The 10,209-nt window shown below is 70.1% G+C and carries 10 protein-coding genes and 1 rRNA gene; 3 read left to right on the top strand and 8 right to left on the bottom strand.

The annotated features are described in order from the left end of the window. Window positions 1-6 precede the first annotated feature (6 nt). Window positions 7-1,365 (bottom strand): FAD-dependent oxidoreductase, encoded by a 1,359-nt coding sequence (locus ACLBXX_RS15385; RefSeq protein ID WP_447658742.1) that lies wholly within the window; start codon window positions 1,363-1,365, stop codon window positions 7-9. Between the two features lie 28 nt (window positions 1,366-1,393). Continuing rightward, window positions 1,394-2,482, bottom strand: a complete 1,089-nt coding sequence (locus ACLBXX_RS15390; RefSeq protein WP_447658743.1) for a Gfo/Idh/MocA family protein — start codon at window positions 2,480-2,482, stop codon at window positions 1,394-1,396. A 319-nt stretch (window positions 2,483-2,801) separates the two neighbouring features. Between ACLBXX_RS15390 and dctP the strand changes: the two genes are divergently transcribed. Then, complete coding sequence (dctP, locus tag ACLBXX_RS15395; protein ID WP_387148097.1) at window positions 2,802-3,857, top strand: TRAP transporter substrate-binding protein DctP; 1,056 nt, start codon at window positions 2,802-2,804, stop codon at window positions 3,855-3,857. 60 nt (window positions 3,858-3,917) lie between these two features. On the opposite strand, the gene ACLBXX_RS15400 is transcribed toward dctP, so the two are convergent. Then, on the bottom strand, window positions 3,918-4,682 hold the full coding sequence (locus ACLBXX_RS15400) for an IclR family transcriptional regulator (RefSeq protein ID WP_447658744.1): 765 nt from the start codon (window positions 4,680-4,682) through the stop codon (window positions 3,918-3,920). Between the two features lie 21 nt (window positions 4,683-4,703). After that, a complete protein-coding gene (locus tag ACLBXX_RS15405; RefSeq protein ID WP_447658745.1) occupies window positions 4,704-5,462 on the bottom strand; it encodes an IclR family transcriptional regulator in 759 nt (252 codons plus the stop codon). Window positions 5,463-5,597: 135 nt separating this feature from the next. On the opposite strand from ACLBXX_RS15405, the gene ACLBXX_RS15410 reads away from it, so the two are divergent. Together ACLBXX_RS15410 and ACLBXX_RS15415 are read left to right on the top strand one after the other, a co-directional pair. Continuing rightward, window positions 5,598-6,515, top strand: a complete 918-nt coding sequence (locus ACLBXX_RS15410) for a shikimate dehydrogenase (protein ID WP_447658746.1) — start codon at window positions 5,598-5,600, stop codon at window positions 6,513-6,515. Beyond that, window positions 6,512-7,183 carry a TetR family transcriptional regulator gene (locus ACLBXX_RS15415; protein WP_447658747.1) on the top strand — a complete coding sequence of 224 codons (672 nt, stop codon included), beginning with the start codon at window positions 6,512-6,514 and terminating at the stop codon, window positions 7,181-7,183. The genes ACLBXX_RS15410 and ACLBXX_RS15415 overlap by 4 nt, the downstream gene beginning before the upstream one ends. Window positions 7,184-7,189: 6 nt before the next feature. Here ACLBXX_RS15415 and ACLBXX_RS15420 read toward each other — a convergent pair whose 3' ends face one another. From ACLBXX_RS15420 to rrf, 4 genes are all read right to left on the bottom strand, one after another. Continuing rightward, window positions 7,190-7,927, bottom strand: a complete 738-nt coding sequence (locus tag ACLBXX_RS15420) for an IclR family transcriptional regulator (RefSeq protein ID WP_447658748.1) — start codon at window positions 7,925-7,927, stop codon at window positions 7,190-7,192. A gap of 36 nt (window positions 7,928-7,963) precedes the next feature. After that, the gene (locus tag ACLBXX_RS15425; RefSeq protein ID WP_387148077.1) at window positions 7,964-8,704 is read right to left on the bottom strand and encodes an IclR family transcriptional regulator; all 741 of its coding nucleotides are present in this window, start codon (window positions 8,702-8,704) and stop codon (window positions 7,964-7,966) included. Window positions 8,705-8,880: 176 nt separating this feature from the next. Beyond that, complete coding sequence (locus ACLBXX_RS15430) at window positions 8,881-9,846, bottom strand: ThuA domain-containing protein (RefSeq protein ID WP_447658749.1); 966 nt, start codon at window positions 9,844-9,846, stop codon at window positions 8,881-8,883. Window positions 9,847-10,105: 259 nt separating this feature from the next. Next, window positions 10,106-10,209: ribosomal RNA gene (gene rrf, locus ACLBXX_RS15435) — 5S ribosomal RNA — on the bottom strand; the annotation flags it as partial.

Raw genomic sequence — 10,209 nt, forward strand, 5'->3', positions numbered from 1 at the left:
GTGCCGTCAGCCGCGGGCGATCGCGTCGGCGGCCTCGACGCCGAACACCAGGGCCTTCGTGAGGGCGGTTCCGGTCATGTACGAGGCGCCGTGGAAGCCGCCGACGACCTCCCCTGCAGCGGAGAGCCCCTCGATCGCGCTGCCGTCGACTCGTCGGACGGAGGCGTCCGGTGCGACGCGGAGGCCGCCGAACGTGGAGGTCATCGCGGTGACGGCGGGGTACGCGTAGTAGGGGCCCGCGTCCACCGGGCACAGCGCACCGACCCCGTTCACGAGCCCGGTGCGGCCGAACGGGTCCGTTCGCCGGCCGGCCACCGCGTCGTTGTAGCGATCGATCGTCCGCTCGAGCGCCCCACCGGGCAGGCCGAGGTCCTGCGCCAGCGCCCGGATCGTCGGCGCGCTGTGCAGATGGCCGAGCTCCTCGATGCGGTCCATGTCCGACAGCGGAACACCGGGCCGCGACTGTGCCCGCACGCGCGCGTCGAAGATCTGGAAGGCGATCCGTCCCGGCTGGCCGAGCACCGCCGACCCCAGCACCTTGTACGACTCCGATTCGTCGGCGAAGCGCTCCCCGCGCGCATTCACGAGGATCCCGCCGAGGTAGTTCGCGGTCAGCAGCTCGTGCTCGTCGTCGCTCGCGTCGGCGTGCTGGCCATACGTGCCGGACACATGGCCGATGTCGGCGAGTCCGGCGCCCAGCATCCACGCCATCCGGAGTCCGTCGCCGGTGTTGCCGACCCCGCCGTACGGCATGGCGGCGGCCTGATCCGGAACGAAGAGCCGCAGGAGCTCACGAGAACGCGAGAAGCCGCCGGTGGTGAGCACGACTCCCGCGTCCGCGGCGAACACGGCATCGGCGGAGCGGACGCCGGACACCCGGCCTCGTTCCGTGACCAGGCCGTCGACAGGGTGGCCCCGCAGGAGCACCGCGCCCGCGGCGACGGCCTCGCGCTCGAGCTGCGCCAGCAGATCGCGGATGCGGATGAGGTGGGCGCGGGCGACGGTCATGCCGGCGCTGACCTTGAGTTCGTCGGTCCAGGCATCGGCCCGGTCGATCGCTTCGATCGCGTGCGTCTGGCGGGCGACGAGAGCCCGCAGGAGGTCCTCGTCCGCGTCGCCGCCGCCGGTGTCGATCATGTCGGCGAGGAAGACGTCGTCGGAATCGTCGACACCCGCGCGCCGCTGGACCGGCGTGCCCGACAGCGCGAACCACCCGCCGCTCATGGCGGAACTGCCTCCGAGGCGATCGCGCTTCTCCAGGAGGGCGACGCTCAGGCCGGCCGTCGCGAGACGGCGCGCGGCAGCCAGGCCCGCGAGGCCTCCGCCGGCGACGACGGCATCGAATCGGTGCGACGCAGCGCTCATCGCGTGCTCCCCAGCTCGGCGGGACGGGTCAAGGCTCCCCCTGTGCTCGCGCGTCGGCTCGGAACCGGGCGACGTCCACCGTGCGCCCGGAGCGGGCGGCGAGGCCGGCGGCCTCCACCAGCGCGAGGGTCCGCGATGCGTCCTCGGCCGACACGAGCGGCTGTGCCGTGCCCCGTGCGACGTCGAGGAAGTGGTCGAGCTGCGCGGGGAACGATCCGCGGGGCACGAGCGGGAGGTACGTGCGCGACAGCGGCGAGTGCCAGTCCGCCGGGATCGAGGGATCGTAGGAGTACCTCGCGAGGTTCGGCACGGACAGCGCGGCCCGCGAGCCGACGATCCGGTACGCGACTCCGTCGGGGAGGAACGGGAACGCGGGGGTCTCCTCCGTCGCCTGGTCCCAGCCCCACGGCGACACCCCGGCGTCCGACGCCAGGAAGCTCCCGATCACGCCGCTCTCGAAGCGGAGGGTGAGGGAGACGGTGTCCTCGACCGCCAGGCCGCGGGCGTGAGAGCTGTACATCGCCTGGATCTCGGCCACCTCGCCGCACAGATGGCGGAGGAGGTCGAGATCGTGCACGACGTTGATCAGGGTGACGCCCGCGCCGGGCGCGCTGTGCCAGGGCAGATCGGTGAAGTACCGGTCCTCCTTGCGCGCCGACCACATCCCGCTCACCGCGACGACCGCGCCGAGCTCGCCGTCGCGGATCGCCGCCCGCGCACGCGCCACCGCGGGATGATGCCGCCGGTGGTGACCGACGAGGAGACGCCCGCCGAGGCGCTCCACCGCATCGACGAGCCGCAGGGACTGGGCGTAGTCGACCGCGACGGGCTTCTCGAGGAGCACCGCGACACCCGCCTCGAGGCATTCGACGGCCGTGTCGACGTGCAGCGCGTTCGGGTTGGCGATGACGACCGCGTCCGGGCGCGCGTCGGCGAGCATCTCGGCGGCGGAGGCGAAGACCGGGTGCCCGACGTCGGTGGCGATGGGAGCGGCGGGGTCGGCGATCGCCACCAGTTCGGCGCCGGGCGCGGCGTCGATGAAGTCGATGTGCTGGCGCCCCATGAAGCCCGCACCGATGACGCCGATGCGCACCGGCGGGCGGTCGGATGCGGTCACGGGAGCCTCCTCGGAGCTCGGTCTCGCCGATCGTCCGGCCCGAGCGTATGCGACGATGTTCCCGCTCGCGCGGGTCGTTCCATTCAGCGGCGCGGGCGATCCGGCAGGGGTCGAGGCCGCATGTTCCACTCGCCGGGACATCGCTTTGCCGCCCGTGCGAAGTCCGTAAGAGTCGGCACTGCCACCGGGCCGCAACGTGACACCGTGTCGATACCCGTCCGCACCGTGCGAGCGATGTCGAGAGGATGCTGCGCTCCGGCCACACAACGTCACGTCAGAACTTGCACGAAGACGTGCGAAGAAATCAGAGGAGAGTCCCATGAGCACAGCCCGCTCGACTCGCCGCGGCCTTCTTGCCGCGTCGGCGCTCGCAGCAACCGCTCTCGTCGCCGCCGGCTGCGCCGGTGGAGGCACCCCCGAGAGCGCGAACACCGAGAGCGCGGCAGCGAACGAACCCGTCACGCTGACCGTCGCGACCAGCCAGAACGAGGAGACGCCGAACTACTACTGCGGCGTCGAATTGCTGAAGGACCGGCTCGAGGGCGCCGACATCGGCTTCACCGTCGAGCTCTACCCCGCGAGCCAGCTCGGCCCGGATGCCGACCGGTTCCCGCTCGTCCAGGCCGGCGACATCGACATCGACCTGCAGGGCGCGTCCGCGCTCAGCTCGACGTTCGAGCCCATCGGCGTCGTCGACGCCGCCTACGCCTTCGACGACGTCGACCACGCGTTCACGTGGATCGACGAAGGCTCGGAGGACCTGTTCACCTCGTTCCACGAAGCCACCGGCGTCAACATCGTCGACGGCTGGTTCTTCGGCAACCGCACGTTCACCACCAAGGACGTCGAGGTCACCAGCCCCGACGACCTCGAGGGCGTCCCGATGCGATTCCCGAACTCGCCGCAGTTCCTCGCCAACGCCGCGGCGCTGGGCGTGACGAACCCGGTGTCGGTCGCCGTCGAGGAGGTCTACTCCGCCCTGCAGCAGGGCATCGCGGTCGGCCAGGAGAACCCGATCGTCGCGACGCACTCGTCCAGCTACGACGAGGTGCTCAACACCGCGGTGCTGAACAACCACAACGTCGGCATCCACTGGCTCCTGGTCAGCGACAAGACGTACGACAAGATGAGCGACGAGCAGGCGGCGCTGCTCGAGGAGACCATCCACGAGATCCGCCCCGAGAACCGCACGTGCGTCGAGGAGGCGACCGAGGAGATCCTCGACGAGTACCGATCCGACGACGCGTTCACGGTGATCGAGACCGAGGACATCGACATGGATGCCTTCATCAGCAAGGCCGAGGCGTACTTCGAGGACCACTACACCGGTGAGAACCTCGAGGCGTACCAGGCCATCCGCGAGATGGCGGGCTGACCCGACACAGCGACGACGAGGGGTGGGTGCGCGAGCGCACCCACCCCTCGTCGTTCGTCGTCACGCCACGCGGTCGGAGGACAGCCGGCGGCTGAGCGTCATCGCCGCGGCACGCACCGCGGGTGCCACGCGGTCGGGGTCGAGGTCCGCGATCGAACCTGCCACGGAGATCGCGGCGACCGGCACGCCGCCGTGGTCGAGGATCGGGCTCGCGGCGCATGCCCGGCCGACCGCGCACTCCTCGTTCTCGGTCGCGGCGCCGAGTCGCCGGATGCCGACCAGCTCGCGCATCAGCAGCGCCGAGTCGGAGATCGTGTGAGGCGTCCGCTTCTCCAGCTCACCGGACGTGATCCTGTTGACCTCCGAGGATGGGGAGAACGCCAGGATGGCCTTGCCGAGGGCCGTCGAGTGCGCGGGAAGACGGCCGCCGATCCTGGCGAGGGGACTCGCCGTGGGCTGACCGCGCACGATGGCGACGAACACGACGTCGGCCCCTTCGAGAACCGCCAGGTGGACGGTCTGACCCGTGATGTCGCGCAGCTCGGACATGACCGGCAGGGCGAGCCGCCGCAGGGTGCGAGGCTGCTCGACCGTCTGACCGAGCTCGAAGAGCCGGATGCCCAGGTACAGCAGATCGCCGTCGCGATCGAGGAACCGCTGCGCCACGAGGTCGGCGGCGATCCTCGACACCGTGGACTTCGGCAGGTTCGCGCGCCGCGCCAGCTCGGAGACACCGAGTCCCTCGTCCTGCTCGCCGAAGGCGTCGAACACCGCCGTCACACGATCGAGGACGCTGACGGACTCGTTCCAGCTCGCGGTGCGCATCAGCTCGCGGTGCGCATCAGCTCACGCCGCGGCCAGGCGACGGGTCACCGTGCTCCCGGCGGCGCGCACCAGCGGCGCGACCCGATCAGGGTCCATCGCACCGCTCGGCCCAGCGATCGAGATCGCCCCGAGCACCACACGATCACTGGACAGCACCGGCGTGGCGACGGCGAGGATGCCCGGATACGAGGCCTCCATGTCGGTCGCCATCACGGCGGCGCGCACGTCCGCGAGCTCCCGCCGGAAGCTGTCGGCGTCGTCTTCCGGCAGCGGCGCGCTGACCCGGCTGACGACCGCGGGGTCCGCGCAGAAGGCGAGGTACGCCTTGCCGCTGGCCGTCGTGAGCGCCGGGGATCGCATGCCGGCACGGGTCGGGAGCATCGGCAGCCGTCCGGCGACGGCGGCGATGGAGACCATGTCGGTTCCCTGCTGCACCCACAGGCCCACGCGCTCGCCGGTGACGTCGCGGAGGTTCCGGAGCACGGGCGCCGCCGCGGCGACGAGGCGGCGCGGCAGGCTCGCGCGGGCTCCCAGCTCGAACAGGCGCAGCCCCAGCGAGACGCCGTCCTCGGTTCGCGAGAGGTAGCGCTGCGACACGAGTTCCGCGACCAGGCGCGACACGGTGGACTTCGGCATCGCGGTCCGGATCGCGAGATCGGTGATCGTGATCGATCCACCCGACTCCTTGACCGCGTCGAGGATCGCGATGATGCGATCGAGCACGGAGACGGGCCGCGCCGGTGTGGCGGGAGTCGTGTTCCATTCGGCGAGACTCGGCATCGAGCTCCCCCTCCCAACAGGTTGAATCGTCGTCGATCATCCGTTGTGTTCGAACGTACTAGTTAGTACGGATCGAGGCAATGGTGCAACAGCAATCACGGGTGCCGGCCGGTTCCGGTCGCACGAGGAGGTGTCATGCGCACGTCGATTCCCCCGGACATCCCGGCGAACCGCTACGTGGTCGGCCTAATCGGCGAGGGGATTCAGGAGTCGCTGACGCCCCCCATGCATGAGGCGGAGGCCCGGGCGATGGGGCTCGACTACGAGTACCGCATCTTGGACCTGATCGAGCTCGGCCGGCCCGCCACGGACGTCGGCGCGATCCTCGCCGAGGCGCGTGAGGCCGGGTTCGCCGCGATGAACATCACGCACCCGTGCAAGCAGCTCGTCCTCGACCTCGTAGACGACTTGGATACGGATGCTGCGAACCTCCGCGCCGTGAATCTCGTGGTCTACACCGACGGGCGCCTGGTGGGCCACAACACCGACTGGCTGGGCTACCGCGACGGGCTCATCGCCGGCCTGCCGGGAGCAACGTTCGACGACGTCGTCCAGTTCGGGTGCGGAGGCGCCGGTGCGGCGACCGCCTATGCGCTCCTCTCTCACGGCGCCCGGCAGCTTCTGCTGGCCGACGTCGACCCGGAGAAGGCGGATGACCTCGCGGGCCGAATGGCAGCGCTCTTCCCGGCGCAGGTCGTCTCGACGGTCGCGCCGCACGATCTTCCCCGGGCCGTCGCGGCCGCCACGGGTGTCGTCAATGCCACTCCGCTGGGAATGGCTCACCACCCCGGGGTCGCGTTCGATCTCGAGCTGCTCCGCCCGGGTGCGTGGGTCTCGGACGTGGTCTACCGACCACTCGAGACCGAAATCCTCCGGCACGCGGCGCACCGCGGCCATCCAGTGCTGCACGGCGGCCTGATGGCCGTCGGGCAGGCATGCGCCAGTCTCCACATCATCACGGGCAGGAAGCCCGATCGTGAGCGGATGCAGCGCCACTTCCGCATGCTCATCAGCGCCGAGGAGCAGTCAGGCCGGGGAGAGGGCGAGCGATGAGGGAATCGAGCGACGTGCGCGAGGACGCGTCCACGGCCAGGGCGCTGCGCACCAAAGAGGACATCCTCCGGGTCGCCACCGCCGAGTTCGCCGCCAACGGCTACGCAGGAGCGCGCGTCGATGAGATCGCCGCCCGCACCCGCACGACCAAGCGGATGATCTACTACTACTTCGCCTCGAAGGAGAGCTTGTACCTCGCCGTGCTGGAGCGCGTGTACGCGCAGATCCGCCAGGTCGAGCGAGGGATCCAGATCGGCGAGCTCGCCCCCGATGAGGCGCTCCGCAGGATCGCCGAGGCGACGTACGACCACCACACGACGCACCAGGCGTTCATCCAACTGGTGAGCATCGAGAACATCCACCGGGCCGAGCATCTGAAGCAGTCCGAGACCATCCTCCGCGAGAACGCGACCGCGATCACACTGCTCGAAGAGGTCATCGAGCGAGGTGTCCGCGCAGGGGCGTTCCGCGACGACGTCGATGCGGTGGATGTCCACATGGTCATCAGCGCCTACGCCTGCTTCCACGTCGCCAACCGCCACACGTTCGCCGCGATCTTCGACCGCGACATGCTGGATCCTCATCTGCAGGACTCGCACCGGCGCCTCATCGGCGACATGATCGTCGCCACCATGACCGATCGCCCGGGCGCACGACCGCCTGTCTGAGACGGGTCAGCCGCGGACGGGCCCGAACGAGGCGAGCCGCTGCGCGACCGTCTTCGCCGCTGCGCGCACGTCAGCGGCGTACCTGCTCGCGTCGAAGTCTCCGGCACGCCCCGAGACCGAGATGGCGCCCGCGAGGCCGCTCCCGGGAACGAGCACCGCGGCCGCGATCCCGCGCACGTCGGGATCGAGCTCACGATCCTCGACAGCGGTGCCGCCCCGCCGGATGTCGGCGAGCTCGCGCTCGAGCAGCACCGGATCGGTCACCGTCTCGGTCGTCAACGCCTCGAGCTCCTCCGAGACCACCTCGTCGACCTCGGCCGGTGCCGCGTGCGCCAGTGCCGCCTTGCCCAACGCGGTGGCGTGGATCGGGACCCGCGTCCCGGTGCGCACGGCCGGCATCGCGCCTCCTCGTCCGCGCACCATCGCGATGCAGACCATGGCGCGCGCGTCGCGGATGGCGAGGTGCACGTCCTCACCGGTCCTGTTGCGCAGGTCGGTCATGACGGGCAAGGCCGCGATCCTGAGCTCGCGGGGCTGCTCGGCCAGTTGTCCCAACTCGAACAGCCGCAGCCCGAGGTGGATGAGCCTGCCGTCGCGCTCGAGGTACCGCTGGCGGACGAGCGTCGCCACCAGCCGCGACACCGTCGACTTGGGCAGCCCCGCGCGCACGGCGAGCTCGGAGATGCCCAGGCCTCTGTCGTCCTGGTCGAACGCCTCGAGGATGCACGTCATGCGGTCGATCACGCCGAGAGCATCGTCGCCGCGTTCGGCGCGCATCCCTCAGGCCACCTGCAGCGCGAGCCGGTGCGTGAGCGCGAGCGCCGCGTGTCGCACCAGCGGAGCCATCCGATGCGGATCCATGTCGGTGACGGGGCCTGCGACGGAGATCGCCGCCACAGGGACGCGGTCCGGCGAGAGCACGGGGCTGGCGACGCCGACCACCCCCGGAAAGGTCTCGCAGAGATCGATCGCGACCGACGCCGTCCGCACCGACACGAGCTCCTTCTCGAAGGTGTTGCGCCGGCTCGAGTCGAGGCCGGTGAAGACGCTGCCGAGCACGCCCTCGTCGTCGGTGAACGCCAGCACGGCCTTGCCGAGGGCGGTGGTGACCGAGGGCACGCGGACTCCGGCGCGTGACGGCACGGGGCGCAGGCGCCCGCGCACAGAGATCACCGACAGCATCTCGCGGCCCTCCTGGACCGCGACGTTCAGGTGCTCTCCCGTCGCGTTGAAGAGCTCCGCGAGCACCGGCAGCGCGGCGACGCTCAGGCGCCGCGGCGTGCTCGCTCGCGCGCCGAGCTCGAAGAGCCGGAGCCCGATCACCACGCCCTCCTCGGTGCGCGTGAGGTAGCGCTGCCTGACGAGGTCGCCGACCAGCCGCGACACGGTGGACTTGGGGATGCCGGTGGCCAGCGCGAGCTGGGTGATCGTGGTGGAGCCGTGCGACTCGCGCACGGTGTCGAGGATGGCGAGGATCCGATCGAGCACCGATACCGGCTCGTCTCTGAGGGCGGATCGCATGTGTGCAGTATCCGTGCGACCCACGCGGTGCGGCAAGCGTCCGCCCTCACACCGGGCATCTGGTTCCACCCAGTGGGACGCGTGCGCGCCGACGGCATGCGTCGGGGGCCCGGACGCGTCGATCCGACGTGTCCGGGCCCCCGCGATCAGCATCCATTAACCTCCGTGTCGGCCGGTCACGCCGTGCAGAACGGCTTGATGCCCATCGCGCTCTCGAGCCCTTCCAGCACGTGCTGTTTGAAGAACTCGTCGCCGGCGAGCGGGGCATCGGTCCAGGCTGCGGCGTCGTGACCGAGCGTCGTCAGCCAGGCACGGCCGCCGTCGTAGTACTGGCACCAGCTGACCGGGTGGGACTCGCCGTGACCCGCGGGGGTCGCCTCGCTCGTCGCCTTGTCGACCTCGAGGAGGACGTTGACGAAGCTCGGGTACGGCGTCAGGTTGTACCACTCGTCCTTGAATGCCCACGTGGGCGGGAGGAAGGACGTCGAGACGTCCTTGTTGTTGATCGTCTCGACCGTGCCGTCGCGGTTCGGGCCGTGGTTGTAGAAGTTGGCCCCGCCCAGCAGACCCTCGTAGTACTCCCACGAGTACTCGGCGCCGAACGCGTTGTGGATGCCGACGAAACCGCCGCCGCCGCGGACGTACTGCATGAGCGAGGTCTGCGCGGTGTCGTCGAGCGTGTCGCGGTTCGAACTCAGGAAGACGACCGCCTGGTAGTTGTTCAACCGGAACTGCGAGAGGTCCTCGGTGTAGTCCGCGGCGATCCCGCGCTCCGCGGCCCACGCGATGAGGGCCGACTGGGCGACGTTGTTGGCGTTCAGCGGAGGATTGAGGCCGGGGCCGAGGGCGGTGCCCAGGTGGGCGTGTCGCGGACCGGCGGTGCGGCTCCAGATGAGGATGCGCTTCTGCTCGCCTTCCTTCCAGCCGTTGCCCCATTCGTTGTAGCAGGCGGGGTCGGTCCCACGGCAGACGCCGTAGTCCTTGATCTCGTCCGTGTAGATCTGGCTGGCGGTCGCGGGCTGGCCGCCCAGTCCGTTCCCGTTGCCCTTCCCGTTGTTCAAGGCCGCTCCCCCGACCACCAATCCCGCGCCGAGTGCTGCCGCGGCGACGAGGGCGACACCGGAGCGTATGAGCGATTTCATGTGATCTCCTTTGATCCGTTCGTGCTGGGACCTCGGGGCATCACGTGCGATCGGCCCGGGTCGGCAGCGAATCTAGGCGCAGCCGATTGCGCGCAGCAACGCGCGTTCCACCCAGTAAGCCGAGGAGCGGGAAGCACCTGATCACTCGCCGGCTGCCGACATGGCAGAAGCCCCACGATTCCTGTATTCCTACGGGATTCGTGGGGCTTCTTAACGCGGAATGGCCACCCTGCGATGGGTGGCCATTCCGTGAATGGGTGTCCGGCGGTGTCCTACTCTCCCACAGGGTCCCCCCTGCAGTACCATCGGCGCTGAGAGGCTTAGCTTCCGGGTTCGGAATGGGACCGGGCGTTTCCCTCTCGC

Source organism: Microbacterium sp. C23T (assembly GCF_053345975.1).

What these genes read in the sequence shown, in the direction of transcription:
- ACLBXX_RS15385 (WP_447658742.1), bottom strand. Translation starts at nt 1,365, where the DNA reads ATGAGCGCTGCGTCGCACCGATTCGATGCCGTCGTCGCCGGCGGAGGC.
- dctP (WP_387148097.1), top strand. Translation starts at nt 2,802, where the DNA reads ATGAGCACAGCCCGCTCGACTCGCCGCGGCCTTCTTGCCGCGTCGGCG.
- ACLBXX_RS15400 (WP_447658744.1), bottom strand. Translation starts at nt 4,682, where the DNA reads ATGCGCACCGCGAGCTGGAACGAGTCCGTCAGCGTCCTCGATCGTGTG.
- ACLBXX_RS15405 (WP_447658745.1), bottom strand. Translation starts at nt 5,462, where the DNA reads ATGCCGAGTCTCGCCGAATGGAACACGACTCCCGCCACACCGGCGCGG.
- ACLBXX_RS15410 (WP_447658746.1), top strand. Translation starts at nt 5,598, where the DNA reads ATGCGCACGTCGATTCCCCCGGACATCCCGGCGAACCGCTACGTGGTC.
- ACLBXX_RS15415 (WP_447658747.1), top strand. Translation starts at nt 6,512, where the DNA reads ATGAGGGAATCGAGCGACGTGCGCGAGGACGCGTCCACGGCCAGGGCG.
- ACLBXX_RS15425 (WP_387148077.1), bottom strand. Translation starts at nt 8,704, where the DNA reads ATGCGATCCGCCCTCAGAGACGAGCCGGTATCGGTGCTCGATCGGATC.
- ACLBXX_RS15430 (WP_447658749.1), bottom strand. Translation starts at nt 9,846, where the DNA reads ATGAAATCGCTCATACGCTCCGGTGTCGCCCTCGTCGCCGCGGCAGCA.